This is a genomic window from Mesorhizobium sp. CNPSo 4671 (assembly GCF_057784245.1).
Genome location: NZ_JBWLUW010000009.1, coordinates 231123 through 256456, shown reverse-complemented (window position 1 = coordinate 256456; position 25334 = coordinate 231123). Strand labels below are relative to the sequence as shown.

Annotated in this window: 26 protein-coding genes; 15 read left to right on the top strand and 11 right to left on the bottom strand. The window is 62.6% G+C overall.

The genetic code is table 11. From position 1 onward, the window contains the following. Positions 1–31 precede the first annotated feature (31 nt). On the bottom strand, positions 32–691 hold the full coding sequence (locus tag AC04SF_RS25075; RefSeq protein WP_488479945.1) for an alpha/beta hydrolase: 660 nt from the start codon (positions 689–691) through the stop codon (positions 32–34). 200 nt (positions 692–891) lie between these two features. On the opposite strand from AC04SF_RS25075, the gene AC04SF_RS25070 reads away from it, so the two are divergent. Continuing rightward, positions 892–2112, top strand: a complete 1221-nt coding sequence (locus AC04SF_RS25070; RefSeq protein WP_488479944.1) for an OpgC family protein — start codon at positions 892–894, stop codon at positions 2110–2112. A gap of 13 nt (positions 2113–2125) precedes the next feature. Here AC04SF_RS25070 and AC04SF_RS25065 read toward each other — a convergent pair whose 3' ends face one another. Continuing rightward, positions 2126–3202: a LacI family DNA-binding transcriptional regulator gene (locus AC04SF_RS25065; protein ID WP_488479943.1), complete on the bottom strand. Its 1077-nt coding sequence runs from the start codon at positions 3200–3202 to the stop codon at positions 2126–2128. Between the two features lie 349 nt (positions 3203–3551). Between AC04SF_RS25065 and AC04SF_RS25060 the strand changes: the two genes are divergently transcribed. Further along, positions 3552–3701, top strand: a complete 150-nt coding sequence (locus tag AC04SF_RS25060) for a hypothetical protein (protein ID WP_096456955.1) — start codon at positions 3552–3554, stop codon at positions 3699–3701. 17 nt (positions 3702–3718) lie between these two features. On the opposite strand, the gene AC04SF_RS25055 is transcribed toward AC04SF_RS25060, so the two are convergent. Then, positions 3719–4078, bottom strand: a complete 360-nt coding sequence (locus AC04SF_RS25055; protein WP_488479942.1) for a DUF423 domain-containing protein — start codon at positions 4076–4078, stop codon at positions 3719–3721. Positions 4079–4114: 36 nt separating this feature from the next. Further along, a complete protein-coding gene (locus AC04SF_RS25050) occupies positions 4115–5368 on the bottom strand; it encodes an MFS transporter (RefSeq protein WP_488479941.1) in 1254 nt (417 codons plus the stop codon). 117 nt (positions 5369–5485) lie between these two features. On the opposite strand from AC04SF_RS25050, the gene AC04SF_RS25045 reads away from it, so the two are divergent. Together AC04SF_RS25045 and AC04SF_RS25040 are read left to right on the top strand one after the other, a co-directional pair. After that, complete coding sequence (locus AC04SF_RS25045; protein WP_488479940.1) at positions 5486–6151, top strand: GntR family transcriptional regulator; 666 nt, start codon at positions 5486–5488, stop codon at positions 6149–6151. Positions 6152–6254: 103 nt separating this feature from the next. Further along, positions 6255–6515, top strand: a complete 261-nt coding sequence (locus tag AC04SF_RS25040; RefSeq protein ID WP_027028494.1) for a DUF982 domain-containing protein — start codon at positions 6255–6257, stop codon at positions 6513–6515. 54 nt (positions 6516–6569) lie between these two features. On the opposite strand, the gene AC04SF_RS25035 is transcribed toward AC04SF_RS25040, so the two are convergent. Continuing rightward, complete coding sequence (locus tag AC04SF_RS25035; protein ID WP_183458362.1) at positions 6570–6716, bottom strand: hypothetical protein; 147 nt, start codon at positions 6714–6716, stop codon at positions 6570–6572. A 198-nt stretch (positions 6717–6914) separates the two neighbouring features. Here AC04SF_RS25035 and AC04SF_RS25030 point away from each other — a divergent pair, with 198 nt between their 5' ends. Together AC04SF_RS25030 and AC04SF_RS25025 are read left to right on the top strand one after the other, a co-directional pair. After that, positions 6915–7886, top strand: a complete 972-nt coding sequence (locus AC04SF_RS25030) for a glycosyl transferase family 90 (RefSeq protein WP_488479939.1) — start codon at positions 6915–6917, stop codon at positions 7884–7886. 148 nt (positions 7887–8034) lie between these two features. Beyond that, positions 8035–9006, top strand: a complete 972-nt coding sequence (locus AC04SF_RS25025; RefSeq protein ID WP_488479938.1) for a glycosyl transferase family 90 — start codon at positions 8035–8037, stop codon at positions 9004–9006. 18 nt (positions 9007–9024) lie between these two features. Here AC04SF_RS25025 and AC04SF_RS25020 read toward each other — a convergent pair whose 3' ends face one another. Then, a complete protein-coding gene (locus AC04SF_RS25020) occupies positions 9025–10068 on the bottom strand; it encodes an aldo/keto reductase (protein WP_488479937.1) in 1044 nt (347 codons plus the stop codon). A gap of 278 nt (positions 10069–10346) precedes the next feature. On the opposite strand from AC04SF_RS25020, the gene ppk2 reads away from it, so the two are divergent. Beyond that, complete coding sequence (gene ppk2 / locus AC04SF_RS25015) at positions 10347–11267, top strand: polyphosphate kinase 2 (protein ID WP_044550210.1); 921 nt, start codon at positions 10347–10349, stop codon at positions 11265–11267. A gap of 44 nt (positions 11268–11311) precedes the next feature. On the opposite strand, the gene AC04SF_RS25010 is transcribed toward ppk2, so the two are convergent. Together AC04SF_RS25010 and AC04SF_RS25005 are read right to left on the bottom strand one after the other, a co-directional pair. Further along, positions 11312–11959, bottom strand: coding sequence for a dihydrofolate reductase family protein (locus tag AC04SF_RS25010; RefSeq protein ID WP_488479936.1), 648 nt, complete (start codon positions 11957–11959; stop codon positions 11312–11314). 312 nt (positions 11960–12271) lie between these two features. Further along, positions 12272–13480 carry a polyhydroxyalkanoate depolymerase gene (locus AC04SF_RS25005; protein WP_488479935.1) on the bottom strand — a complete coding sequence of 403 codons (1209 nt, stop codon included), beginning with the start codon at positions 13478–13480 and terminating at the stop codon, positions 12272–12274. 139 nt (positions 13481–13619) lie between these two features. Between AC04SF_RS25005 and AC04SF_RS25000 the strand changes: the two genes are divergently transcribed. Further along, a complete protein-coding gene (locus AC04SF_RS25000) occupies positions 13620–14300 on the top strand; it encodes a glutathione S-transferase (protein WP_488479972.1) in 681 nt (226 codons plus the stop codon). A 50-nt stretch (positions 14301–14350) separates the two neighbouring features. On the opposite strand, the gene hemB is transcribed toward AC04SF_RS25000, so the two are convergent. After that, complete coding sequence (gene hemB, locus AC04SF_RS24995) at positions 14351–15382, bottom strand: porphobilinogen synthase (RefSeq protein ID WP_488479934.1); 1032 nt, start codon at positions 15380–15382, stop codon at positions 14351–14353. A gap of 109 nt (positions 15383–15491) precedes the next feature. Beyond that, positions 15492–16313 carry a DUF2066 domain-containing protein gene (locus AC04SF_RS24990; protein ID WP_488479933.1) on the bottom strand — a complete coding sequence of 274 codons (822 nt, stop codon included), beginning with the start codon at positions 16311–16313 and terminating at the stop codon, positions 15492–15494. Between the two features lie 185 nt (positions 16314–16498). Between AC04SF_RS24990 and AC04SF_RS24985 the strand changes: the two genes are divergently transcribed. The 5 genes from AC04SF_RS24985 to AC04SF_RS24965 all read left to right on the top strand — a co-directional run bounded on the left by AC04SF_RS24985 (position 16499) and on the right by AC04SF_RS24965 (position 20934). After that, positions 16499–17542: an enoyl-CoA hydratase/isomerase family protein gene (locus tag AC04SF_RS24985; RefSeq protein ID WP_488479932.1), complete on the top strand. Its 1044-nt coding sequence runs from the start codon at positions 16499–16501 to the stop codon at positions 17540–17542. Beyond that, positions 17539–17961: a DUF6163 family protein gene (locus AC04SF_RS24980; RefSeq protein ID WP_488479931.1), complete on the top strand. Its 423-nt coding sequence runs from the start codon at positions 17539–17541 to the stop codon at positions 17959–17961. Before AC04SF_RS24985 ends, AC04SF_RS24980 begins: the two co-directional genes overlap by 4 nt. A 238-nt stretch (positions 17962–18199) precedes the next feature. Further along, a complete protein-coding gene (ldtR, locus tag AC04SF_RS24975; RefSeq protein WP_013896002.1) occupies positions 18200–18715 on the top strand; it encodes a transcriptional regulator LdtR in 516 nt (171 codons plus the stop codon). Between the two features lie 296 nt (positions 18716–19011). After that, positions 19012–19332, top strand: a complete 321-nt coding sequence (locus AC04SF_RS24970) for a hypothetical protein (RefSeq protein ID WP_488479930.1) — start codon at positions 19012–19014, stop codon at positions 19330–19332. A 348-nt stretch (positions 19333–19680) separates the two neighbouring features. Beyond that, positions 19681–20934, top strand: a complete 1254-nt coding sequence (locus AC04SF_RS24965; protein ID WP_284278648.1) for a L,D-transpeptidase family protein — start codon at positions 19681–19683, stop codon at positions 20932–20934. A gap of 58 nt (positions 20935–20992) precedes the next feature. Here AC04SF_RS24965 and AC04SF_RS24960 read toward each other — a convergent pair whose 3' ends face one another. After that, entirely contained in the window at positions 20993–21718 is a 726-nt protein-coding gene (locus tag AC04SF_RS24960; RefSeq protein ID WP_488479929.1) for a helix-turn-helix transcriptional regulator, read from the bottom strand. Positions 21719–22126: 408 nt separating this feature from the next. Here AC04SF_RS24960 and AC04SF_RS24955 point away from each other — a divergent pair, with 408 nt between their 5' ends. Together AC04SF_RS24955 and glyA are read left to right on the top strand one after the other, a co-directional pair. Beyond that, entirely contained in the window at positions 22127–23770 is a 1644-nt protein-coding gene (locus tag AC04SF_RS24955; RefSeq protein WP_488479928.1) for a Na+/H+ antiporter, read from the top strand. 193 nt (positions 23771–23963) lie between these two features. Further along, positions 23964–25277 carry a serine hydroxymethyltransferase gene (glyA, locus tag AC04SF_RS24950; RefSeq protein ID WP_019857608.1) on the top strand — a complete coding sequence of 438 codons (1314 nt, stop codon included), beginning with the start codon at positions 23964–23966 and terminating at the stop codon, positions 25275–25277. The last annotated feature ends 57 nt before the right edge of the window (positions 25278–25334 follow it).

Genomic DNA, 25334 nt, shown 5'->3' with positions numbered 1-25334 from the left:
AACAGCCTGCCAGGCTCACCAGCGGCTCTGCCTATGCCGCGGCCGTCGATCCAGCCAGCCATTGCCTGACGATGGCGGCGTCCGGGTCGCCGATGTCATGGCCTGAGGGAATGATCCGGGCGTCTATCTCGGCGCCATGCTGGCTGAGCAGCGTCACCAGCGCTGGCGCGAAGGGCCCGTAAGTCTCGTCGGCGGCGCCGGCGATGATCAGCGTCCGTGTTCCCGCGAGGTCGATCGCCGGTAGCTGGTCTAGCACGGGCATTGGCCTGAGCAGCGCCGCCCTGCGGACGATGCCGGGATGGAGCAGCATTAGGCTGGAAACCAGATTGGCGCCGTTCGAATAGCCGAGAAATGTAGCACGGGTAAGATCGAGCTTGTGGCGCCTGGCGACTTCGCTTGCGAATGCCGCGAAGGCAGCGGTTTCGACGAGGATGCTCTTTTGCTCGAAGCGTGTCGGTGTGATGCGCTCGAACCAGCGGAAACCGCCGTCCTGGGGGATACGGCCACGCACCGCGACCAGCGTGGCGCCGGGTGCGATCCGTCTTGCCAGCGGCACCAAAGTGGTCTCGTCGACACCCGATCCGTGCAGCAGAAACAGGCATTCACGGCTGTCTTTGCCGGTGTCGTGAACGCGATAAGGAAAGGCCAGATCCTTGAGCAGCGGGCCGTTTTCGACGCTGTCGCCAGTCATCCCGCATCCTCTTGATTATATGAGGTTCCGCTGAATTTGCCGGCTTCAAAACGCAATATTTTCGTGCTCCGCGAAAGTTGATTGAACCAGGCGCATTCCGGCCCGTTTCTGCGCCGATACACTCCACGTGGAGGAATCGGAGCGGTGCGCCGGGGGTCGCATTGCTGGACATGAACAACCAGCTTTGAGGCCTTTTGTCGATGACTACCCCTGTTTTGTCGGATCGCAATTTGCGTATCCCGGATCGCAATTTGCGTATCCCCGAACGCGATACGCGTATCGATGTACTGCGCGCGCTCGCACTGTTCACCATTTTCGTCGACCATGTGCCGGGCACCGCGTTCGAGACCCTAACCTACAAGAATTTCGGCTTTTCGGATGCGGCCGAGGCGTTCGTGCTGATTTCCGGCATCTCGGTCGCGCTTGCCTACGGCACCAAGTTCCGGCCGGGTGGCCGGCTTCTGGCCACATTGAAGATGTGGCGGCGGGCGGGCATGCTCTACGTCGCCCATGTCGTCACGACGATGGTGGTGATCGCATTGTTCTGCGCCGTGGCGGTGTTCACCAGGCGGCCGGAACTGCTGAAGCTGATCAACATCGAGCCGCTGATGAAGAACACGCCGGAAGTGCTGGTGGGCATCGTCACGCTCGGCCATCAGCTTGGCTACAACAACATCCTGCCGGTCTATGCCGCGCTGCTTTTGATGGCCCCGGTCTTCGTACTGTTCATCAGCTATCGGCCCGTCGCTGCCCTGGTCGCGTCCGGTGCGCTGTGGCTCATCGCCGGCATCTGGCAGATCGCCCCGCCCAACTATCCCGAGCCCGGCTTCTGGTTCCTGAACCCTCTGTCCTGGCAGTTCTTGTTCAACATCGGCTTGGCCGCCATGCTGCATGTCAGGCGTGGCGGCGTCATTCCGGTCAACCGCTGGCTGGTCGGCGCGGCCGCGGCCTATGTGGCGACGGCGCTGGTCTGGGTGCACAGCCCGCTCTGGGGGCAGATTACCTGGTTCAAGCTGCCCGTGGTCATCGGCGGCTTCGACAAGACCTTCCTGTCGTTGCCGCGTCTGTTGCACATCCTGGCGGTCAGCTACCTCGTCGTCGCCTTGCCGGCGCTGTCGAACCTGTTTCGCACCAGCCCGGACCATCCGCTGGCGATACTCGGCAAGCGCTCGCTGCCGGTCTTCATCGCTGGCACGGTGATCGCCATGGTCGCTCAGGTGATGAAGCTGATCAATCCGGGTGGGCTTGCCTACGACACCTTGCTCCTGTCAGCCGGCATCGCCATGCAGTTCGCGCTCGCCTTCTATCTCGAATGGCTGTCGACGATCGGCGGCGCGGGTAAGGTCCGCGCGGCGCAAAAGGAAGTCGCGCCGGTGCGTGCGCCTTTCGGCATCTCCGCCGTGGCGAGGGTCAATCGCTGAGGCGCGTGCGGTTTCAGCCGCGAGGCGAAGCCGACGAGGCGCGCACGATCAATTCGACCGGCAGTTGCCGGCGATTTGTCGTGCCGTCATTTTCCAGAATCGCCTTGACGGCGAGACGGCCCATCTCGGCAATCGGTTGGGCGATGGTGGTCAGTGGTGGCTCGGATGCTGCGGCTTCCGGAACGCCATCGAACCCGACGATGGAGACGTCATTGGGGACGTTCAGCTTGCGCGCGCTCAGCCATTCGAGCGCCGCCAGCGCCATTCTGTCCGACATCGCCAGGATCGCCGTCGGGGGGTGGGCAGAGCCGAAGATGATCTCGAGTCCCGCCTTTGTGCTGGCCGCATCGTTGGCGGTTGCGTAGACGGGCACACTGGATGTGTCGATGCCGACCCGCGAAAGCTCTTTGAAATAGCCGGTGAGGCGGTCGCGCGTTCCCGCATAAACCGCGGTCTGAACCTGCTCGGGTGAAACCAGGCCTGTCCTGCCGTCGACAAAGGGCAACGCCAGCACGGCAAAGCGGCGGTGTCCAAGATCGGTGAGATGGCGCGCCGCCATGGCGGCACCGGCGACGTTGTCGATGCCGATCGCAGCGACGGCGCCATCCTCGGAGTCCAAGTCGAGCGCCACGAAGGGCAATTTGCGCTCACGTGCAAGTTCCACCAGGCGCGAACCGCCTTCGATGCAGAAGACGATAAAGCCGTCGACCAGGGCGCTCTGGATGTTCCAGGCGAGCTGTTCGTTGTTGGCGGCCGAAACCAGGGAGATGCCGGCTCCCGTCGCGTCGCAGGCCTGCGAGATGCTCGCCATCATGACGCGGGCGAAGGGATCGTCGAAGAAGTAGGAGAGGGGCTCGGCCGTGGCGACGCCGATGGCATTGACCTTGCCCGCCCGCAACAGCCGACCCTTGGGATCCGGCCCGCCATAGCCCATTGCCTCTGCCGCCGCCTTGACCCGTTCGCGGACTTCCTCGCGCACGATCTCGGGGCGGCTGAAGACATTGGATGCGGTGCCGTGCGAAACCCCTGCCGCCTTGGCTATGTCGGCCAGCCGGACGGGTCTTCGATTGCCTGCGGTGAGTGACGCCATTGTGCGTGCCTCCTGACATGCATTTAGCACGTTCCGGATTTGCATCTAGCACTTTCGTTGGATCGATTCAAATTTTGCTTGACTGGAGATGCTTGGAGGTCTAGGTTTGAATCGATCCAAAGTGGTGGATTTGTTCTACGAAACGACCTAGGCGAGGTGCATCCCGGCAATTATCTGTTCGAAGACATCTGTCGCAACGACTGGAGCATCGGGTCGGGTACCAACAGGTCCAGACGCCGGGGCAGGACCGACCCATGGATTCGCGACCTTCGCTTCCTGGTGGAGCGCAAACGAAACTGATCGACGCGTTATTTTCTCGCCGATTGGATCGATTCAATGGAGAAAAACCATGCATCCCATCAAGCATCTGTTCGAGGACATCTATCGCAACTACTGGGGCATCGCGCCGGCCGCCGAGCGGCCGGTGGTGCGGCGCCTGACGAAGCCGGCCGCGCGCAATCGCGATCTCTGGGTTCGCGCTGAACGTCCGAGGGACTGATCCCAGCGGATTTGGCCTTAGGGGCGCGGACGGGCCAGGGCAGAAATAGCTATCCCCAGCCAGCCGGCGATGAGCAGGGTGCCTCCGATCGGCGCCGACATCGGAAACAGTCTCGATCCCAGGAAATCGCGGGCGAGAAGGTCGCCCGCGAAAAGCAGAAGCCCGGCAAGCAGGATGACGCTCGCGATTCGCAGAAAGCGATTCGCGCCGATGAGGCCGATGGCCAGGAAAACCGGCGCGTGCATCAGGAGGAACGACGCCGCTGTGCCGATGAAGGCACCGCCGAGATGCGCGGCCGCCGCCGACAGCGCCACGCCCGCCGCGCCGACGAGACCGCCGGCAAACACGAGGACACGGCTGGGTTCGGCGGAATTCATGTCGGCTGGTTCCCTCTTGCAACGATCTGGAGCCTCTTAAGGCTCACTCGCTTCCAGCGCCATATGGCGTGTGCGCCGCGATTGGACAATCCAGTTGTAGACGGCGCCGCCGGCCATCAGCACCGATGTGGCAAGAAATACCGAGCGCATGCCGAAATGACCGCCGACGAAGCCGCCGGTCAACGGTCCCGCAACCTGCCCGACATATTGCGCCGAGATCGCCAGGCCAAGCACGTTGCCGCCGACGCCATCCGGGATATTGTGGCGGATGACGCTGGTGATGCAGGGCAGCAGGCCGCCGAGCGCCAGGCCCATCAGGAAGCGCAACCCGATCAACTGCCAGCCATTGGTGACGAAGGCTTGCGGAATGAGGAGCAGGGCAGAGACGGCCAACGCCCCGACGACGACGTTCCAGTGGCCGACGCGGTCAGCAAGCTTGCCGAGCCAGGATGCCGACAGGATGGTGCCCAGCGCTGCCGCCGACATCACCACGCCGGCGACCATCGTCACCCGGCTCTGATCCTCGATGAACTGCTGCACATAGACGGTGATGATCGGCTCGATCGACATGGTGGCGAAGGCGAGCAGCGTGCCGGTTATCAGCATGGCCACGACCGGTCGCTTGTCGGGGATCTGCGACCAGCCGCTTTTCGGCTTCGCCGCCGACGCGGCTTTGGCCGGCTTCGGGCGGGGGGTCTCCTTGATCAGGAAGGTCGTTGCCAGGAAAGCCAGGAAGATCACGCCGCCGGACAACAGGAAGGTGGCGCGAATGCCGATCACCGGCGGCAGCGCGCCGCCCAGCAAAGGGCCGACCAGCGAACCGGCCGTGATCCCTGCCGACAGGACGCCCAGCGCCCAGCCGGAGCGCTCCTTCGGCGTCTGCATGGCCACCAGTATGGTCGACCCCGACGAATAGCCGCCGGCAAAGCCGATCAGCAGGCGCAGCAGCACCAGTTGCCACACCGTCTCGACCATGCCCGTCAGCGACATGCAGATCGCCATGCCGAAGCTGGCGCGCACCAGCATCACCTTGCGGCCGTAGCGGTCACCCAACCGCCCCCACAGCGGCGCGACCAAGGCTGCGGCGAAGAAGGTGGCGCCATAGGCGATGCCGGACCACTGCACGATCGCCGCATGGCCCTGCGCGCCGAGCTGTTCGACATAGAGCGGCAGGAAGGGCAACAACAGCGTCATGGCGATGAGCGTGCTGAACGAGCCGGCGAAGCAGACGGCGAGATTGCGTCGCCAGTGGATGTTGTAACCGCTCTGTTGCGTGTCTTCCTGTGCCATGTCCTGCCTGCTCGATATCAGCGCTTGTTGCGGATACCATTTTGGGATACCAGATTGGTATCCGTCATGAACTCCAACCCGGCTGCTGTCAATGCGGCTTCGGAATAAGGAAGCGCGATGTCGCAGATGCAGAATGTCGAACGACAGTTGCGCGAGATGATCCTCGGGCTGGAGATCGGTCCAGGCGAGAAACTGACCGAGCGCTGGATCGAAGGTCGCTTTGGCGCCTCGCGCACACCGGTCAGGGCAGCCCTGCTGCGGCTGGAGACCGAGGGGCTTGTGAGCAGGGATGGCCGCGGCTGGACGGTGTCGCCCATCAATCTCGCCGAACTCGAACAGATCGCGGTCTATCGCGAAGCGGTCGAGGTCGCGGCCCTGCGGCTGACATGCACGCACGCCGACAGGAGCGCCATCGACGTTATCGAGGCGATGCTCGATTCCTGCGACGAAAACACTGCGCGGGAGGAATGGCATCGTGTCGGCATGGATTTTCACATCGAACTGGCGCGCCTGTCGGGCAATGAATTCCTCTTCAGGGCCGTGCGCGATGCCATGACGCGCCTGTCGCGCGCCCGCTGGCTGGAGGTGCGCGACGAGGCAGCCCTTGGCCGCGCGTGGGCCGAACATCGCGCCATTCTTGCGGCCACGCGCCTTGGCGATGCCGAGGAAGCGGCGCGTCGGCTCTCAGCCCATATCGTCGGCAGCCGCGATCGGCTGGTGACGTCGCTCGCCAACGACCGACGCGGTCTTCGCGCCAGGGGCTTTGCCGTCGTGGCCGCTTAACGCAGGTGCAAGGGCAGGGCGCTCGGCGGGCAAAAGAGGCGGCGTCTGACGCGAAGCACACTTTCGGCCTCGCTTCGCGGATGCCGATGGCGTAAGAGCGGCGATGGAAAACAACCGATTTGAAACACCCGTGACCGTCAAGTCCGTCACGGCAGGAAGCACCCAGCTCCTGCGCACGGCCCGTGAGGCTTCCGATTACCTGCTCAACAGCTGGCCCGGCAAGCGCAGCCCCAAGCATCGCGCAGCGCTGCAGGCCTGCCACGACGCGCTGGCCGGCGACAAGCCGGCGATGAACGCCCGCCGCGCCTTCATCGCCGCGGCGCGTGAAGTGGACGTTTTTGTCAGCGACAAGGCGCCCGCCTGACGCAGGGCGACAACCTGGATTGAGGCAAGGCCCGCATATGCGGGCCTTTTGCCGTCATTCCGCGGTTTCGGTCTCGACCTCGCCCTCGGGCTTTGAACGTTCGCGCTGGGCAACCTTGGCCGCCAGCTTCTCGGCCTTCTTCGCCGCCTTCTGCCGGTCGCGTTCCTTGCGTTCCTGATCGTAGTTTGGTGCTCGCGCCATATCGGCTCCTTTTGTCCTGCCTTGCGGCTCTGACCCTGCCTAGGAGCATTAGCCGTCAAACACAACAGCTGAAGCGACAGTGCGGGCGCAGCCTCGGAAATCCGAGGGGGGGCTTGCCAGATCGGCGCCACAATGATGTAGGAAACGCCGGGCGCCAGCGAGTTGAGAGCTGCCTGTTTGTTTTTATCAAAGTGAATCATGGCCTCAATCGCGCGAACGTCGGCAAAGGTTTTCTATTATGCGCGAAACGCCGCGCGCGATATCGTTCCACAAGCCCTGTTCCGCCGCAGGCTGGCCGTTCGCCTGGAAAAGGCGAGGCTTTGCGATGAAGCGGCGCGCCGACGGTTGAATTACTACAACAAGCTGCAGGATGGTTTCGCGCCCAGCGCCAATGCCATGCGCATCAGCAAGCTGCCCTTCACGCCGACCATGTACTATTACGACCTGAAGGAATTCGCTCGCTACTTCGACCCCGGATTGCTCATCGACATCGAATTCGGCGACGTCAGGAATGTGCCGAAGGTGCCGACGATCGTGAAGGACCGGCCGATCCGTGATGACGACAAGAACGCGGTCATCATGAAGCTCGACAAGTTTCGTCACTTCCAGATGCCGGCCGACGCCATCCCATTCGGTGACAAACTGCCTGCGGTGGTCTGGCGCGGCGATCTCAACAATCCGATCAGGACACGGTTTCTGCAAGCGGTGCGCGACCTGCCGTTCTGCGATGCCGGCTCGCACAAGCCCAACGCGCCGGCCGAATATGCCAAGCCCTTTCTCAGCATCGGCCAGCACCAGCGCTACCGCTACATCGTCTCGCTCGAAGGCAATGACGTGGCGACCAACCTCAAATGGATCTTGAACTCGAAGTCGCTTTGCCTGATGCCGCCGCCGACCTACGAGACATGGTTCGCGGAGCGGCAGCTCGAGGCCAATGTCCACTATGTTCCGCTCGAACCTGATTTCTCCGATGTTGCCGAACATGTGGCCTATTTCGAACGGAACCCGGCCAGGGCAGAACGCATAATCGCGGCCGCGAATGCCTATTGCCGGACATTCGCCAACGAACAGACCGAACAGGCGATCTCGCTTCTGGTGCTCTACAAATATTTCGTTCTGAGCGGCCAGCTCAAACCGGATGCCGAGGTCTGGCGCTATATAACTGGCTAGTTGCCGGTCCCCTCGTCGAAGCGGGTCGTCATGCGCTGGATGACGACGCGGCCGGTGCAATACCTGGCACAACGACGCGCGAGCGTGGCGCGGGAACAAACTCGGCCGTCGCGTGTTTTGGTCGCGTTTGTCCTGATCAACGTGAACCATGGTCAGCCTGAAACGAACGACGCAGAAGGTTTTCTATTATGCGCGAAACGTCATGCGCGATGTCGCCCCCCAGGCACTCTTCCGACGAAGGTTGGCCGGCCGCCTGGAACAGGCCAGGCTCTCGGACGAGGCCGTGCGCCGGCGGTTGAACGACTACAACAAGCTGCAGGCCGCCTTTGCGCCCAGCCCAGATGCTGTGCGCATCGACAACATGCCGTTCGAACCGAGCATGTACTATTACGACCTGAAGGAGTTTGCCCGCTATTTCGACCCGGCATTGCTCCTCGACCTGGAGTTCGGCGACGTCATCGGGGTGCCGAAAGTGCCGACGATCGTCAAGGATCGGCCCATCCGTGACGACAACAGCAACGCGGTCATCCTGAAGTTCAACAAGTTCCGCCACTTCTACATGCCGGCCGACGCAGTCACCTTCGCCGACAAGCTGCCGGCCGTGGTCTGGCGCGGCGATCTCAACAATCCGATCAGGGTGCGGTTTCTGGACGCGGCGCGTGATCTGCCGTTCTGCGATGTCGGTTCACACAAAAGAAGTGCACCGGCCGAGTACGCCAAGCCCTTTCTCAGCATCAGCCAGCACCTGCGCTACCGCTACATCGTCTCGCTCGAGGGCAATGACGTGGCGACCAACCTCAAATGGATCATGAATTCGAACTCGCTCTGCCTGATGCCGCCGCCGACTTACGAAACGTGGTTCGCGGAGAGCCAGCTCGAAGCCAATGTCCACTATGCGCCGCTCGATCCGGATTTCGCTGATCTCGGCGAGAAAGTGCGCTATTTCGAACGGCATCCCGCCGCCGCTGAGCGCATCATCGCCGCGGCCAACGCCTATTGCCGGAAATTTTCCAATGAGCGAGACGAGCAGGCGATCTCCCTGCTCGTGCTCTACAAATATTTCGTGCTCAGCGGCCAGATCGAACCCGATCCCGAACTCTGGCGCTTCATCGAGGGCTAACGCTACTCCGCCTAATGATCAGATGACGCTGCGGTCGAGAACCATGTCGGCGGGGCCGAAGCGATCCCTCGCCGTCAGCTGCTGGTGCCAATAGGGGTAGAGTACGGGCGGTCGGCTGACCGCGTCGAGGCGCCGGCGTTCCTCAGGGTTGAGCCCCAGGCTTGCGGCCGCGAGATTGTCCTTGAGCTGGGCGTCGTTGCGGGCGCCGATCACCAGCGAGGAGACGGCGGGGCGGCCGAGCAGCCAGGCAAGCGCCACCTGTGCTGCCGACACGCCGCGGGCCTTGCCGATCTCGACCAGTACATCGACGATCCGCCAGAGCCGGTCCTCGTCGCGGATCGGCGGTTCCGACCAGCCGGCGAGCTGCCGTGCGGTCGGGCTGTCGCGGTGGTATTTGCCGGACAGCAAGCCGCCGGCGAGCGGGCTCCAGACCAGCACGCCCAACCCCTGGTCGACTGAGATCGGCAGCAACTCGTATTCGGCCTCGCGGGCCTCCAGCGTGTAGTGGATCTGCTGGGTGACGAAGCGCTGCTGGTGACGGCTGTCGCTGATCGAGAGCCCCTTCATCATCTGCCAGCCGGACCAGTTGGAGCAGCCGATATAGCGCACCTTGCCCTGGCTGACCAAAGTGTCGAGCGCGGCGATGGTTTCCTCGACCGGAGTAAGGCCGTCCCACTGGTGGACGAAATAGATGTCGATGACGTCGGTCTTCAGCCGCTTCAGGCTCTTCTCGCATTCGCTGATCAGGTGGTGGCGCGACAGACCTTCGTCGTTGGGCCCGCTGCCGATCCGCATGCGTGCCTTGGACGCGATCAGCACGTCGTTCTTGCGCTTGCCGCCGAGTGCCTCGCCGATGATCTCCTCCGACAGCCCGTTCGAATAGACATTGGCGGTGTCGATGAGGTTGATACCGGCGTCGATGCACATGTCGATCATGCGCTTGGCTTCGGTAAGATCGCTGTTGCCGACCGCAGCGAAGGGCCCGGTGCCGCCGAAAGTCATGGTGCCCAAAGTCAGCGTCGAAACCTTCAGGCCCGAACGGCCAAGGGTGCGGTATTCCATGTCGGTCCTCGCGATTGTGTTGATGGGGGGCGCCGCCCAGGGCGCCCGAATGCGACCAGGCATTTGTAGGACAATTTGGTCGCCTTGTCGCCATGCCAAGACGACGGATCGATCGTACCTCGCGGGATTTGTGGCGGCGGCAATCGCGCTTGGGCTGCAATAAAACCGTCACTGCCTGCCTATATTGAATTCGGCTAAGGTGTTTCCATTCCCGGCCGCAGGCCAGCAGTTTGGGGTGCCGGACATCAACCGACAGGCTTGCAAGCGGAGCGACCGATATGACCGAGCTAAGACAGAATTCTCCCGCGAAAGACTGGCTCGAAGCCGAGCTCGCAGACACGCTCGACGAAGATTACGAACTCGAAATGTCGGAGCCAGCGCTGTCGATGGAAATCGCCAAGATCTACAAGAACGCGCATCCGCCTTCGATCGACCGCATGCAATATTTCCGCGACCTGATCACCTTGCAATCCGAGCTGATCAAGCTGCAGTCCTGGGTCGCCTACCACAAGAAGAAGCTGGTGGTGATTTTTGAGGGCCGCGACTCCGCCGGCAAGGGCGGCGTCATCAAGCGCATCACCCAGCGGCTCAATCCGCGCATCTGCCGCGTCGTGGCGCTGCCGGCGCCGACCGAGCGCGAGAAGTCGCAATGGTATTTCCAGCGCTATGTCCCGCATCTGCCGGCAGGCGGCGAGATCGTGCTGTTCGACCGCTCCTGGTACAACCGCTCCGGCGTCGAGCGGGTGATGGGCTTTGCCGATGCGGGCCAGGTCGAGGAATTTTTCCGCGACGTGCCGGAATTCGAGCGCATGCTGGTGCGCTCGGGCATCACTGTCGTGAAATACTGGTTCTCGATCACCGACGAGGAACAGCAGATGCGCTTCCTGATGCGTATCCATGACCCAATGAAGCAGTGGAAGCTGTCGCCGATGGATCTTCAGTCGCGCGTGCGCTGGGAGCAGTACACCAAGGCCAAGGAAGAAACCTTCGCCCGCACCAACATTCCCGAGGCACCCTGGTTCATCGTTGAGGGTAACGACAAGAAACGGGCACGGCTGAACTGCATCGATCATCTGCTCAAGCAGATGCCGTATGAAGAGGTGCCGCACGAGGAGATCACGCTGCCGGAGCGCGTCTTCAACCCCGAATACGAGCGCCAGACGCTGCCGCGTGAGCTTTACGTGCCGGAGAAGTATTGAGCACTTTTTCTTGCTCCCCGTTTCACGGGGAGAAAGAGCTGTAATTACGTCCGCTTGATCACCACATGCGTGGCAAGTGCCGTCGCCACCTGCTCGGTGCATTGATAGCCAAGCTTCAACATATCCAGGCCGGCGAAAAGGTGCTCGCCCCTGCCAAGCAGCACCGGCGAGATTGCCAGATGCATCTCGTCGATCAGCTTCTCCTGCAGATATTGCCGGATGGTGGCGACGCCGCCGCCGATCCGTACATCCTTGCCGCCGGCCGCCGCCTTCGCCTGTTCAAGCGCCGAATGGATGCCGTCGGTCACAAAATAAAACGTCGTGCCGCCTTCCATCGTGATCGGCGCCCGCTTGTGGTGGGTCAGCACGAACACCGGCACATGGTAGGGTGGGTTGTCGCCCCACCAGCCTTTCCAGCTGTCATCGGGCCATTCGCCGCGGATCGGCCCGAACATGTTGCGGCCAAGGATCCAGGCGCCGACATTTTCGAAACTGCGCGCCGCGAACCCCTCGTTGATATCGGTGGTGCCACCATCTTGCCCGAGCACCATCTTGCGGAAGGTGGGGGTGTCGACAAACCACTTGTGCAAGGATCCCCCACCGATGCCGAGCGGGTTTTGCAGATCCTGATCGGGACCGGCACCATAGCCGTCGAGCGACAGGGTGAAAGCGTTGACGCGCAGCTTGGACATGAAAGCCTCCTCGATAGCCAGTTGTATTTTGCAATTGGTCGTTTCTAGCAAACTGATTGCGAATTGCAAGCAGTATCTTGGTGGTGAACGGAGCGCGTCAACACTTCGCCGCCAGGCGATATCAGGACTGTTTCGTGGCGATCGGTTCGGATGACAATTGGCGGCCGCGGGACGGCCGCGCCGACGAACGGGTCGATGACTTCGACCGTCAGCCGTCCGTCCAGGCCGGGCCTTCATATTGCGGTAGTCCTTGCCGGTGCGGGCTGCCGGCCGCCTGTCAGCGCAAAAAATCGCCGGTTGGCAAATGAAAAGCTATTCCATCGACAGGATGAGATTGCGCACGACGGGATAGATCTCGCGCTCCCAACGCTTGCCGTTGAAGACGCCATAGTGGCCGACATTGGCCTGCAGGTGATGGCGCTTCAGATGCGGGCGCAGCGATCGGCACAATTCATGGGCGGCCGAGGTCTGGCCCAGCGCACAGATGTCGTCACGCCCGCCCTCGACAGTGAGCAGCGCGGTGTTGCGGATCGCGCCCGGATCGACCCGGCTGCCACGGAACGTAAACGCACCGGTGGCCAGTTCTGCCTTGTGGAACACACGGTCGATGGTTTCGATATAGAATTCCTCGGTGAGGTCGAGCACGGCCAGATACTCGTCATAGAAAGTCTTGATCTTCTCGGCCTCGGCGATCTCGCCGGCCACCAGATGGTCATGCAGTTTGCGGTGGGCTTTGGTGTGTCGATCCATGTTCATGGCCATGAAGGCGGCAAGCTGCAGAAAACCTGGATACACCCGGCGTCCGCCGCCGGCATGGCGCCACGGCACACGTGAGATGACGGCGCCTTGAAACCAGGCTAGCGACTTGCTGACGGCGAATTCGTTGACCTTGGTCGGGCTCTCCCGCGGATCGATCGGCCCCGCCATCAGCGTCATCGAGCGCGGTGTCGCCGGGTGCCTGTCCTCGGACATGACCGCGACGGCAGCAAGCGCCTGAACGCAGGGCTGGCAAACCGCCAGTATATGCGCGCCCGGGCCAATCGCCTGCAGGAAGCGGATGATGTAGTCGACATAGTCGTCCACCCCAAAGCGGCCGGCCGCGAGCGGCACGTCGCGAGCATTGGCCCAGTCGGTGATGTAGACCTCATGGTCAGCCAGAAGCGTTTCCACCGTACCGCGAAGCAGCGTCGAGAAATGCCCCGATAGCGGGGCAATCACCATCACCGGGGGCTGGCGTGTATCCATATCCTTGGCGAAGCGCAGAAGCTTGCCAAACGGCAGGTCGAGGGCCGTCTCGACGCTGACCGGCACGTCGCGATTGCCGACCCTGACGGATTTGATATCGAAATTCGGTCGCGCATGGGTGAGCTTGAAGCGGCCGATCATCTCCAGCCCGGCGGCCAGGCGCTGTTTCACGCCGTGGCCTGAAAACATGCCACCCATCGTCACGCGCATCAGATCGGCAAAAAAGCGCGTCGGACCGATCAGATCGTCCTGTAGCTGGTAGGCCTGGTACAGCATCGAATACGTCCCATTCCCAGCGGCCATGCGGCAGTGCAAAAAAACTAGTGCAAAATTTTGTGCATTGCGAGAGGATTGTTGCCGGCAAAGGGCTCGGAGGGTCGACGGCATGACGAAGGCGGCCAAGAACAAGGTGGCCATGAGTAAGGCGCCCGTGGCAAAGGCGACCACGGCGACATTGACGATTTCGTCGAAGAATTATTCGTCCTGGTCGCTGCGTGGCTGGCTGCTTTGCCGCATGGCCGGGATGGAGTTCGAGGAGAAGCGCATCGATATCGATGATCCCGTGCAGCGGCAGGAATTGCTCTTGTTGTCGCCATCGGTGCTGGTGCCGCGGCTGACCCATGACGGAGTGACGGTATGGGACACGCTGGCGATCGCCGAATATCTGGCCGAGACCATGCCCGGCGCGGGGCTCCTGCCGGCCGACCGCGTGGCGCGCGCGCATTGCCGCGCGGTGTCCGGCGAGATGCATTCAGGCTTTCATAATTTGCGCTCGGCGCTGCCGATGAGCCTGAAAGCCAGGCACAAGAGCTTCAAGATCTTTTCCGGCGCGCGGCCGGATGTGGAGCGGATCAAGACGATCTGGTCCGAATGCCTCGATACCTATGGCGGTCCCTGGCTGTTCGGCGCGTCGCCGACGGTGGCCGACGCGATGTACGCGCCGGTCTGTACCCGTTTCCGCACCTATGCGGTCGAACTCGAAGCGCCGCTCACCACCTATTGCGACACCATCTTCGCTTGGCCGCTGATGCAGGAATGGACGCAAGACGCCTTGGCCGAGCCCGAGGACATCATCGAACTGGACGTGGAGTTCTGAAGCCAACCGGGCCGTTGTAGAGCGGGGCCGGGCTGTATAAGGGCGCGCTGCTACCCCTTCAGCATCTGCGCCACCTCAGGCGCGAAATAGGTCAAGATGCCGTCGCAGCCGGCACGCTTGAAGGCGAGCAGCGATTCCAGCATCGCCTTTTCGCCGTCGATCCAGCCATTGGCGCCCGCCGCCTTGATCATCGAATACTCGCCCGACACCTGGTAGGCGAAGGTCGGCATCTGGAATTCGTCCTTCAGCCGGCGGATGATGTCGAGATAGGGCAGGCCGGGCTTGACCATCAGCATGTCGGCGCCCTCGGCAATGTCTTGCTCGGCCTCGCGCACCGCCTCGTCCGAATTGGCGTGGTCGATATAATAGGTCTTCTTGTCGCCCTTGAGCAGGCTGGCGGTGCCGACCGCCTCGCGATAGGGGCCGTAGAAGGCGGAGGCGAACTTCGTCGCATAGGACATGATCGCCACGTCCTGAAAACCATTGGCGTCGAGCGCGTCGCGGATGGCGCCGATGCGGCCGTCCATCATGTCGGACGGCGCGATGATGTCGGCGCCCGCCGCCGCCTGGATGACGGCCGCCGCCGCGACCTGTTCCACCGTTTCGTCGTTGACGATGATGCCGTCGCGCAGGATGCCGTCATGGCCATGGCTGGTGAACGGGTCGAGCGCGGCGTCGGTGATAATGCCGATCCCGGGCACCGCGTCTTTGATCGCGCGGGTGGCGCGGTTGATGATATTTTCCGGGTCAAGGATGTGCGAGCCGGTCTGGTCACGCAGGCCCAAGTCGACATTGGGGAAGGTGGCGAGCGCCGGAATGCCGAGCTTGGCCGCGCGTTCGGCCTCCTTGACGGCAAGGTCGACAGACAGGCGGAAGACGCCGGGCATGGCTGCGATCGGCTCGCGCACATTTTTGCCCTCGACGACGAAGATCGGCCAGATCAGATCGTCGACGGTGAGCCGGTTCTCCTGCACCAGGCGGCGCGACCAGTCGGCCTTGCGCATGCGGCGCAGGCGGCGGCTGCCGGTGATGTCGTCGACGCTACGCGCGCCGGCTGGCTTTGTCGGGGTGAATTTGTTCATCGCCAAAAACTCTCTTTCGGCGGCTTTTACCACGAGCCCTTGGTGCTGACCAATGCGACACGATTGTGCCAGGCCGGCAGAAGGGACGCTGTCCCGCCAGCCTATCCGTTCAAGGCCGGCCATTGCCGGAAAGAATCTGTGCAGCACCTCCGATTGCCACACGGAATGCCTCGTCGAAGCTGACGCCGCGGACCTGCCAGCGATAGGTCTTGCCGTGATCGGCCAGCCGCCAATCGGCGATCCAGCCGAGTTCCTTGTCACTCCAAACGATGCTGCCGGCGAGTGCCTGCGCGCCACCGGCCTGTTTGGCCAGCAGGTCCAGCCTTGCCATGTCGTCGGTGCGCAGTGCATTTTCGTTCAGATCGGCCAGCTGTGCTGCCTTCGGAAACACCACATGCATCAACAGCGGATCGGTGGCATTGGCGAAAGACTCGCGCATCGTCTTGCCACGCTCCTCCTCTACGCTCAGCACGAAATGCCGGGCGCCCTGTTCGGTGGCGAGAAAGACGGCGAGCGTCGGTCGCTCGCCAAGCCAGGGCTTGCTGCCGAGCGAAGCCAGCAGCTTGTCGACCGTGGCGGGCTTGTAGAGACAGGTCAGATCATGCGGCCGGTCATGCGTGCCTTGCTCGTCATGGATCGGGATGCCCTCCAGCCGGTCGTGGTAGCGGAAAGAATCGACGAAACTGCCGGCCTTGTCGCGCAGAGCGGCCATTTCGGGTTTCTCTAGCAGCCGTTGGTCGCCTGAAACCCTGATCAGGACCCGGTCCAGGCAATCCCTGAAGCCTATCTGGCGGTTCACCTCGCCCTGGCCGGTGACTATGGTCTGCGACTGGTAGAGTTCGTCGGTCGTGACGGCGACTGCCGGGCGCGATGCAAGGCCGAAAATTATCAGCCCGATCGTCAAGAGTGCGGCACGAAGAAATCCGGGCATGGCCAACTGTCCCCCGAAGCCGCCCGCGCCGCCGTATCGGCGTGTCGCTTGCAACGGTGGTGATCTTCGTAGCATCGGGCACCACTGGCCGCCAAGACTGCGGGAACAGGCTGCTGCCATTGACGCACCCATGCGCCGCCTTTAGCACTTCAGTCCCGCAGGCGCGGGGGAGGGATTCTCTGGCGATGGATTTTGGTGGAGGCGACGAAATTCGCTTCGAGCGATTGGGTCGAGCCGGTGTCGTCACACTGACGCGGCCGCAGGCGCTCAACGCCGTCACCCATCGCATGGTCCAGTCGCTGGGCCAGGCCCTGTATGCCTGGGAGCGCGATGACGGCGTGGACGTCGTCATCGTGAAGGCCGAGGGCAGGGCGTTTTCGGCCGGCGGCGACATCCTGCACATCTATGAGGCAGGCCGGGCTGGAAAGCCGCCGGTGGAGTTCTTTGCCGACGAGTATCGGCTAAACGCCCGCATCAACAGCTTCAAGAAACCCTATGTGGCACTCATCGACGGCATCGTCATGGGTGGCGGCGTCGGCATTTCCTTCCACGGCTCGCATCGGGTGATGACAGAAAATGCCCAGTTCGCCATGCCGGAGGTCGGCATCGGCTTTTTCCCGGATGTCGGCGCCAGCCATCTGCTGCCCGACCTTGGCGGTTCCTTCGGCATGTATCTGGCCCTGACCGGCAACCGCATCCGCTATGGCGACGCGCTGTGGTCGGGGCTGGCCACCCACACCATCAAGGCCGAAGACCAGGCAAGCTTCCTCGATCGGCTGGTGCTGACCGGCGATCCGGAGTCGGTGCTGCGTGGTTTCTTCGTCCAGGCAAAGCGGGAGACCGACAGGCCGGCGCTTGAGGCGATCTCTCGCCATTTTAACCAGCCGTCGCTGCAGGATGTCGTCCACAGTCTGGATCGCGCGGCAAGCGCCGATGAATTCGCGGCCAAGACGCTTGCGACGATCCGTATGCGCTCGCCCACCAGCCTTCGCGTCGCTTGGCGGCAGATCAGCGCCGGGCAGACCTTGTCGATGGACGAATGCATGAAGATGGAGTTCCGCATCCTCAACCGCATGCTTGCCGGTCACGATTTCTACGAAGGCATCCGTGCCGCCATCATCGACAAGGGATCGAAGCCGCAATGGCGGCCGGCAAGTCTCGATGCGGTCGGCGATGCGGACGTCGAGGCCTATTTCGCCCCGCTCGGTGAACGGGAACTCCAGCTATGAGCGAGGTGACGTCGCGACGCGTCGTACTGCAGCCCTCGACGGTCGAGGTCATCTTCGCCTGGTTCCAGCGCGTCATCGCCGGCTACTGCCTGCTCTTCGGCATCCTGTACTGGATCAAGCTGATCGGCTTCTACCCAGGCCCGCTCTGGCGCTTCGACCTGATGCCCGTGCATTGGCAAGTGGCGGCGGTGATGCTCGCCGTGTTTTTCCCCTTTGCCGCGGCGGGGCTCTGGATGCTGGCCTCCTGGGGCCCGGTGATTTGGTTCATCTGCGCGGTCACCGAGACCGTGATGTATGCCGGTTTTCCCGAACTTTTCGGCCATCGCCTGCTGATCGTCGTCTCGCACGCGGCGGTGGCGGTGCTCTACATCGTCTTTCGCGTCGTCATCTGGCTGCAGAAACGCCCCGTTCGGCACTAAGCCGTTGAAGGCATTGACGCCTTGGCAAGCACCGGATTTAAGCCCCGCGAAAGGTGCCTAAGCCTTTAGGTTAATTATCCTTACTCGGGTGACCGTTCGTTAAGCCTCTTTCGAAACCTCTTACCGGTAAGCTCTTGTTAGCCCTAGCGTTTAAGTCGAATTTTATGAGTATTCGATAGTGTCGCGATCAAGGTGAAAAACAAAAAATCACCAGGGCGACAAACGAGAGGCAAAGACAATGATCAATTCGCGTCCGGCGGCGAAGACCGCTAACGTTTCCGACGATCGCCGCGAGGCTATCCGTTCCCTGTACATGGAATCGCTGCAGCTGGTCGAGCGGTTGCACCGCCGTCTGCTTGACGTGATTAAGGACGAGTTCGACCGCAACGGCCGTTCCGACATCAACGCCATCCAGGCGCTGCTGCTCTTCAACATCGGCAATTCCGAGCTGACCGCCGGCGAGCTGCGCTCGCGTGGCTACTATCTCGGCTCGAACGTCTCCTACAATCTGAAGAAGCTGGTCGATCTCGGCTTCATCAACCACCAGCGTTCGCGCATCGACCGCCGTTCGGTCCGCGTCTCGCTGACCCCGAAGGGCAATGAGGTGGCCGACGTCGTCGCCGGTCTCTATGAGCGCCATGTCGGCTCGATCGAGCAGGTCGGCGGCATCAACACCGACGAGTTCAAGCAGATGAACCGCGCCCTGCAGCGGCTCGATCGCTTCTGGAACGACACCATCGCCTACCGGATGTAAGCGATCCACGAACGGCAGCCGTGCCGCAGAAGCACGGCCCGAACAGCGACCTTCAGTCAGGGGCCGGTGCCGAAAAGCACCGGCCCTTTTTCTGATCATGGATGGCCGGCCAGGCGTTCAGCGGGTCGTCACTTGAGCAATGCCGTTGCACCCGGAGCCCGTCGGCCTCGACTTCTGCCGCACGCTTTGCTTTCGTCCCCGCAATGCCTAATGTCGCCGCCCAAGGGAGCAAGATGGGTCGAAGGTGCTTTGTCAAAATCTGTTCGGTCGCTGCGGTGCTCTTGCTGGCGCCGGAAATGGCCTTCGCTGAGGAATGGTGGAGAGATTCCTTCGCCACGGAAGGCAGCAGTCCCTGCGACAACAATGACTCCAGGGTGACGTTCACCGACAAGTCGGTGGAAATGTGGGAAGTTTGGTGCACGCTCGACAGGGTCCAGAAGCTCAGAGGCCTGGACGCCGTCATCCTGGACATGACCTGCTCGGACGACGAGCAGAGCGTCGAGAAGAGACGCGCGCTGTTGCTCAAGCTCGAGGACAACAAGATATTGCGGTATCCCGAGAACGAGGTTCTGCAACGGTGTTCGGAGCTGGCGGCCAAGACCGGCTTAAAACCCTAGCCGGGACGATGCGGTTCCGGCGTGCTGCGTCCCAGCGCTGACAACGCTGCGACAATGTGGGTTCGGTACCGAAAAACCACGCCTCGTTCATTTCGCCATAGCGGGGCGGCCCAAATTGGGCGCAAGGCCACGTTGCCGCCATATTCCAGTGGAACCGAGGGTGGCAGTGATGCTGCCGTGAAGACCATGCGTCCACCCGCAACCGTATCGCGCCTCGTGCGTTTCTCACCAATGTGATACGGGCCATGGTTGGCTAATTGTTAAGATTGCCAATTTTAGAGTGCGGGCGAGATCGCCCGATGATTGACGCAGCAAATGATCGAACCGCTACCTATGTCTGGAACGTCCATGAGAACCAGCCGCCGCTTTTTCCTTTCCGGAGCCTCGTTGCTCGCCGCCGCCATGGTGGCCGGCCGTGCGAGTGCGCAGGATGTGATCGGGGATATCCTGAAATCCTCGGCCCGCGGCAATTGGGACGACCAGTTCGACGCCCGCGCCAGCGAAGGCGGCAAGGTGGCCTCGACGCTGCCGATCTTCAGCCCGCAGACCGTCGCGTTCACCGAGCAGGCGGTCGCGCAATATCAGAACATTGTCGGGCAGGGCGGCTGGGTAGAGGTTCCCGCGACCAAGAAACTCGAACTCGGCGTCGATGATCCGGACGTGGTGCCGCTGCGCAAGCGCCTGATGGTTGCGGGCGATCTGTCGCAGAGCGCCGGCATTTCGACGGCCTTTGATTCCTATGTCGACTCGGCCGTCAAGCGGTTCCAGTTGCGCCATGGCTTGCCTGCTGACGGCTCCATGGGCAAGTACACCTATGCGGCGATGAATGTTTCGGCGCAGGTCCGGCTCGGCCAGTTGCAGACCAATCTGCAGCGGCTGAAGGAGAAGGCCGGCACGCTGGGCAGCCGCTATGTGCTGGTCGACATTCCGGCCGCGCAGATCGAAGCGGTCGAGAACGACCGTGTCGTGCTCCGCCACACCGCTATCGTTGGCAAGATCGATCGCCAGACGCCGATCGTCAATTCCAAGATCAACGAGATCATCGTCAATCCATATTGGAACGCACCGGTCTCGATCGTGCGCAAGGACATCATTCCGCTGATGCGGAAGGATCCCAACTATTTGAAGAACAGCCATATCCGCCTGTTCGCGCCGGATGGCAGCGAAGTCGATCCGATGAATGTCGACTGGTCGACGGATGATGCCGCCAAGTACCGGTTCCGCCAGGATCCCGGTTCGGAAAACGCCATGGCGTCGGTCAAGATCAATTTCCCGAGCCCAGACGGCGTCTACATGCACGACACGCCGCAGCAGAGCCTGTTCGGCAAGATGATGCGCTTCGATTCCTCGGGCTGCGTGCGCGTCCAGAACGTGCGCGATCTCGTAACCTGGATCCTGCGCGACACGCCCGGCTGGGATCGCCAGCATTTCGAGGCGGCAATCAAGACCGGTCAGAACACGCCCATCCAGGTCACCAACCCGGTGCCGGTGCACTTCCTCTATCTCTCGGCCTGGTCGACCGGACCCGGCGTCGTGCAGTTCCGCGACGACGTCTACGCGCTCGATGGCGCCAGCGAGCTCCAGATCACGTCTTCGCTCTAAGCGACTGATAATTCTAGAGAAAGGCCGCCGAAGGGCGGCCTTTTTGTTTGCGGAAACGTTAGATCAATCGCTGATTGACCAGCCGCGCCACTGCTTGCGCGCGGTTGACGGCGCCGAGTTTGCGCCTGGCATTGTCGACATGGAAGCGCACCGTCGCTTCGGCAATGCCGAGAATAACCGAGATTTCCCAATCCGTCTTGCCTTCGGCGACCAGCGCCAGGCTGTCGCGCTCGCGCACCGTCAGCCGGACGGTGGCGGTGGGCGGTGGCGTCGTCAGGTCCATCAGCCGTTCCGTCAGCACGAGGCCGGCCATCTGGATGGCAAAGTTCTCATCCGCCGTGAAGTCGCGTTCGTGGAAGCCGAGATGCAGCGAGGCGATAGTGCCGTCCGCGCCATAGGAGGTGGAACACAGCGCGTCATTGATCCTGGCCTCGCTGAGCGCCTCCCAATAGACGCCGAACTGCGCGCTGTCGCGCGGGGCAAAGTCGGAGAAGCGGTAGCGTGTGCGGCTCTCGCGGATCGCGCCCAGCAGCGGGTTGCACTCGAAGCAGACATAGTCGAACGCTGGGCTGCCCGGCCAATCCGCCGGCGCCAGCCGCGTGATAAAGCCGCCTGCCGCCCAATGGCTGGCGGAAGTCAGCGTCGATGATGGCCTCCGGTAGAGACGGGTCTGCAGATAGGAGGCACCGAAGCTTTCCATCGCCGCGAAATAAGCGGTGCTTGCACGCTCGGCCGTTTCCGACGCCAGGGCCGGTTCGCCATGTGCCATGATCCGCGACAGCATCGATCGAACCCCCGCTCGGCAGCCGTGATCCAGCGTGGCACAGCCGAATATGACCCGCAAGGCTGCATCCCGGCGAAAGCCATGTGTCAACTCCGCGCTATCGGGAGGTTGATGCTGGACCATGCTCGCGTATCCAGAGAAGGAGCGGCGCTGGCTTTCGGCATTCGTGCCCGAACGTCTGGCATTGACGCTCTGCATACGCACACCGACCGTTGGGGGGGCCGGCGTGCGGCCGGCCACCTGGTGCCCCTAGGCAGCTTTGCGCTGACGCGAGGTGCCGGCCTTTTTCTGCATCGGCTTGATGCTGGCCATACGGTCTGCTGCCGTCTCGGCCATCGCCGCGCTGCAGCCTGTCTGGACGCGACGCCGATGATTGCGCATGGTCCGGCAAACAGCCGGAACCGCACCATGCAAACCGCGATCTTCATTCTCGTCGTGCTCGTCTTCGTCGCCGTTTCCGGGGCGCTGGTGCGGCTGGTGCGGGTGCCGTTGCCGGTCCTGCAGATCGCGATCGGTGCTGCCCTTGCCTGGCCGGTGCGCGGCATCCATGTCGAGATCGATCCCGAACTCTTCCTGCTGGTGTTCATTCCACCGCTGCTGTTCAGCGATGCTTTTGGCGCCCCCAAGCGCGAGTTGATCGCATTGCGCGGGCCTATCCTCGACCTTGCCATCGGCCTCGTCTTCTTCACCATCGTCGGTTTCGGCTATGCCTTGCACTGGCTGGTGCCGAGCATTCCGCTGGTCGTTGCCTTCGCGCTCGCGGCCGTGCTGTCGCCGACCGATGCGGTGGCCGTCTCCTCGATCGTCGACAGGAACGTCGTCCCGGCGCGGCTGATGCACATTCTGGAAGGCGAGTCGCTGCTCAACGATGCGTCGGGCCTTGTCATGTTCCGCTTTGCCGTCGCGGCGGCATTGACCGGCAGTTTTTCCCTGGCTGCGGCCTCGCTGAGTTTAGTCTACGCCGTGGCGGTCGGTATCCTGGCTGGCGTGGCGGCCTTGTTCGTCGCCGCCAAGGCGCTGCAACTCTTGAACCGCATCGGCGGCGTGCCGGCCGAGGCACAGGTGCTGATCACTATCCTGCTTCCCTTTGTCGCCTATCTCGGCGCCGAGAATTTTGGCGCCTCGGGCATCCTGGCGGCGGTGACCGCCGGTCTGTTGACCGGGAGCACCGGCATATTCCGCTTCCTCGGCGTCTCGGCGCGCATGCAGACGATCTCGCTGTGGACGACGTTTTCCTTCGTCTTCAACGGCGCGCTGTTCATCGTGCTTGGCCTGCAGCTACCCGAAATCATCCGCAAGGTGCCGCCCGAATTGTCCAGCCGCCATTGGCTCTTGGAGCCGGTCCTGACGGTTCTGCTGCTGACGCTGTGCCTGATAGGCCTGCGCTTCGTCTGGATCTGGATCGGCGACATCGCGGCGGGTTTTGCCGCGCGGCTCGGCAAGCGGCAGGCCGAACCCCTCGGCCTGCGCGTGCGGCTCGCCGGATCGGTGGCCGGCGTGCGCGGCGCCATTACGCTGGCCGGCATCTTGTCGCTGCCGCTGGCCTTGCAGGATGGGTCGCCATTCCCGGCCCGCGACCTTGTCATCTTTCTCGCCGCTGGCGTCATCATGTGCTCGCTGGTGATCGCCAGCCTTGCCTTGCCTTTGATTGCGCGCGGCCTGGTCGAACCTGGCGAGGATGCGGGTGCTGCCGAGGAGCGCCGGGCGCGTGTCGGCGCTGCCAATGCGGCAATCGCGCGCATCGAGAGCATCGCGGGCAGCAGCGACGATGACGGCGAGGTGCCCAGCGCCAGACTTGTCGCCGGCGAAAATATCGTCGCCGGCTACCGGCGCCGCATCGCCACCTCCGACGAGGCCGATGAAGCCCGAGCCGAGGCGCGCGAGGCAGGGCGGGTGGAGCTCGAAATGCGACTTGCCGGCATCGAGGCCGAGCGCACTGCGGTGCGCGCCATGCTTCAGCGCGGCGAGATCAATGATCATACGGCGCGAGCGCTGTTCACAGAGATCACCCTGACGGAGGCCCTTTTGAACGGCAGGCAGCAGCGGAAATAGAAGCGGCGATGCCCAGGGGCTGTGGATTTGCAGGCTCTGCCGCAAACCGGCCAGCAAATTTCGCGCTGCAAACGTGGCGGGTCGAAAACAACTGTGTTAATGGCGCGGCAATGCGTGTCGCCCAAAAGTGCGCAGCGGTTTTGGGGCAACGCTATGCATAAATAAATTGCCCCGAACCGGAGGATTTCAGGCCATGGCAACAGCAGCGGCAGCGTCGAACAAATTCGAATCCTTCTTCGAAACCACGCTGGAAGACGCCGATCCGGAGATTTTCGGCGCCATCCGCAACGAACTCGGTCGCCAGCGCCACGAGATCGAGCTGATCGCCTCGGAAAACATCGTTTCCCGCGCGGTGCTTGAGGCGCAGGGGTCGATCATGACCAACAAATACGCCGAGGGCTATCCGGGGAAGCGCTACTATGGCGGCTGCCAGTTCGTCGACGTGGCGGAGGAACTGGCCATCGAACGGGCGAAGAAGCTGTTCGGCTGCAATTTCGCCAACGTCCAGCCGAACTCCGGCAGCCAGATGAACCAGGCGGTGTTCCTGGCTCTGCTGCAGCCCGGCGACACCTTCATGGGCCTCGACCTCAATTCCGGTGGCCATCTCACCCACGGCTCGCCGGTCAACATGAGCGGCAAGTGGTTCAAGGTCGTCTCCTATGGCGTGCGCAAGGAAGACCATCTGCTCGACATGGACGCGATCGAAAAGACCGCGCATGAGACCAAGCCGAAGCTGATCCTGGCCGGCGGCACCGCCTATTCGCGCATCTGGGACTGGAAGCGCTTTCGCGAGATCGCCGATGCGGTCGGCGCTTACCTGATGGTTGATATGGCACACATTGCGGGCCTCGTCGCCGGCGGCGTGCATCCGTCGCCGCTGCCGCACGCGCATGTGGTGACGACCACCACGCACAAGTCGCTGCGCGGCCCGCGCGGCGGCATGATCCTGTGCAATGACGAGGACATCGCCAAGAAGATGAACTCTGCGGTGTTCCCCGGCCTGCAGGGCGGTCCGCTGATGCATGTCATCGCCGCCAAGGCGGTGGCCTTCGGCGAGGCGCTGAAGCCAAGCTTCAAGGTCTATGCGGAGAGTGTGGCCGCCAATGCCAAGGCGCTGGCTTCGAGCCTCAAGGAGACGGGCCTCGACATTGTCTCCGGCGGCACCGACAACCATCTGATGCTGGTCGATTTGCGCCCCAAGAACGCTACCGGCAAGCGCGCCGAGGCAGCCCTTGGCCGCGCCAACATCACCTGCAACAAGAACGGCATTCCCTTCGACCCGGAAAAGCCCTTCGTCACCTCTGGCGTGCGCCTCGGCACGCCGGCCGGCACCACGCGCGGCTTCGGCCAGGCCGAGTTCCGCGAGATCGGCAAGCTGATCGCCGAAGTGCTGGATGGTCTCAAGGTCGCCAATTCGGACGAGGGCAATGCCGCGGTCGAAGCGGCGGTCAAGGCCAAGGTGGTGGCACTGACCGATCGTTTTCCGCTCTATCCTTATCTCGGTTGAACGATCCTTATCTCGATTGACCGGGCGCGAAGCGTCATCTCTTATTCGCCGGCGATG

Excerpts from the sequence above, each read along its gene's own strand:
- AC04SF_RS25075 (WP_488479945.1), bottom strand. The coding sequence starts at position 691 with ATGACTGGCGACAGCGTCGAAAACGGCCCGCTGCTCAAGGATCTGGCC.
- AC04SF_RS25070 (WP_488479944.1), top strand. The coding sequence starts at position 892 with ATGACTACCCCTGTTTTGTCGGATCGCAATTTGCGTATCCCGGATCGC.
- AC04SF_RS25065 (WP_488479943.1), bottom strand. The coding sequence starts at position 3,202 with ATGGCGTCACTCACCGCAGGCAATCGAAGACCCGTCCGGCTGGCCGAC.
- AC04SF_RS25060 (WP_096456955.1), top strand. The coding sequence starts at position 3,552 with ATGCATCCCATCAAGCATCTGTTCGAGGACATCTATCGCAACTACTGG.
- AC04SF_RS25055 (WP_488479942.1), bottom strand. The coding sequence starts at position 4,078 with ATGAATTCCGCCGAACCCAGCCGTGTCCTCGTGTTTGCCGGCGGTCTC.
- AC04SF_RS25050 (WP_488479941.1), bottom strand. The coding sequence starts at position 5,368 with ATGGCACAGGAAGACACGCAACAGAGCGGTTACAACATCCACTGGCGA.
- AC04SF_RS25045 (WP_488479940.1), top strand. The coding sequence starts at position 5,486 with ATGTCGCAGATGCAGAATGTCGAACGACAGTTGCGCGAGATGATCCTC.
- AC04SF_RS25040 (WP_027028494.1), top strand. The coding sequence starts at position 6,255 with ATGGAAAACAACCGATTTGAAACACCCGTGACCGTCAAGTCCGTCACG.
- AC04SF_RS25035 (WP_183458362.1), bottom strand. The coding sequence starts at position 6,716 with ATGGCGCGAGCACCAAACTACGATCAGGAACGCAAGGAACGCGACCGG.
- AC04SF_RS25030 (WP_488479939.1), top strand. The coding sequence starts at position 6,915 with ATGGCCTCAATCGCGCGAACGTCGGCAAAGGTTTTCTATTATGCGCGA.
- AC04SF_RS25025 (WP_488479938.1), top strand. The coding sequence starts at position 8,035 with ATGGTCAGCCTGAAACGAACGACGCAGAAGGTTTTCTATTATGCGCGA.
- AC04SF_RS25020 (WP_488479937.1), bottom strand. The coding sequence starts at position 10,068 with ATGGAATACCGCACCCTTGGCCGTTCGGGCCTGAAGGTTTCGACGCTG.
- ppk2 (WP_044550210.1), top strand. The coding sequence starts at position 10,347 with ATGACCGAGCTAAGACAGAATTCTCCCGCGAAAGACTGGCTCGAAGCC.
- AC04SF_RS25010 (WP_488479936.1), bottom strand. The coding sequence starts at position 11,959 with ATGTCCAAGCTGCGCGTCAACGCTTTCACCCTGTCGCTCGACGGCTAT.
- AC04SF_RS25005 (WP_488479935.1), bottom strand. The coding sequence starts at position 13,480 with ATGCTGTACCAGGCCTACCAGCTACAGGACGATCTGATCGGTCCGACG.
- AC04SF_RS25000 (WP_488479972.1), top strand. The coding sequence starts at position 13,620 with ATGAGTAAGGCGCCCGTGGCAAAGGCGACCACGGCGACATTGACGATT.
- hemB (WP_488479934.1), bottom strand. The coding sequence starts at position 15,382 with ATGAACAAATTCACCCCGACAAAGCCAGCCGGCGCGCGTAGCGTCGAC.
- AC04SF_RS24990 (WP_488479933.1), bottom strand. The coding sequence starts at position 16,313 with ATGCCCGGATTTCTTCGTGCCGCACTCTTGACGATCGGGCTGATAATT.
- AC04SF_RS24985 (WP_488479932.1), top strand. The coding sequence starts at position 16,499 with ATGGATTTTGGTGGAGGCGACGAAATTCGCTTCGAGCGATTGGGTCGA.
- AC04SF_RS24980 (WP_488479931.1), top strand. The coding sequence starts at position 17,539 with ATGAGCGAGGTGACGTCGCGACGCGTCGTACTGCAGCCCTCGACGGTC.
- ldtR (WP_013896002.1), top strand. The coding sequence starts at position 18,200 with ATGATCAATTCGCGTCCGGCGGCGAAGACCGCTAACGTTTCCGACGAT.
- AC04SF_RS24970 (WP_488479930.1), top strand. The coding sequence starts at position 19,012 with ATGGCCTTCGCTGAGGAATGGTGGAGAGATTCCTTCGCCACGGAAGGC.
- AC04SF_RS24965 (WP_284278648.1), top strand. The coding sequence starts at position 19,681 with ATGAGAACCAGCCGCCGCTTTTTCCTTTCCGGAGCCTCGTTGCTCGCC.
- AC04SF_RS24960 (WP_488479929.1), bottom strand. The coding sequence starts at position 21,718 with ATGCTGTCGCGGATCATGGCACATGGCGAACCGGCCCTGGCGTCGGAA.
- AC04SF_RS24955 (WP_488479928.1), top strand. The coding sequence starts at position 22,127 with ATGCAAACCGCGATCTTCATTCTCGTCGTGCTCGTCTTCGTCGCCGTT.
- glyA (WP_019857608.1), top strand. The coding sequence starts at position 23,964 with ATGGCAACAGCAGCGGCAGCGTCGAACAAATTCGAATCCTTCTTCGAA.